Annotated in this window: 1 protein-coding gene; it reads left to right on the forward strand. The window is 65.4% G+C overall.

The window, feature by feature from the left end:
- Window positions 1-40: 40 nt before the first annotated feature.
- Window positions 41-237: PPE domain-containing protein (locus tag BST12_RS30235; protein ID WP_139802147.1), on the forward strand; the 197-nt coding region annotated here is incomplete at its 3' end.

Raw genomic sequence — 237 nt, forward strand, 5'->3', positions numbered from 1 at the left:
TTAGCATGGCGGCCATCGAGGGGACCGGAGGTCAGGGATGTTGGATTTCGGGGCGCTACCACCGGAGATTAATTCGGGGCGAATGTACGCGGGTCCGGGATCCGGACCGTTGCTGGCCGCCGCAGCGGCCTGGGATGCGCTAGCCGCCGAGTTGTACTCCGCGGCGGCGTCCTATGGCTCAACGATTGAGGGCCTCACCGTAGCACCGTGGATGGGTCCCTCCTCGATCACGATGGC

The organism is Mycobacterium angelicum (assembly GCF_002086155.1).
Taxonomy (GTDB): domain Bacteria; phylum Actinomycetota; class Actinomycetes; order Mycobacteriales; family Mycobacteriaceae; genus Mycobacterium; species Mycobacterium angelicum.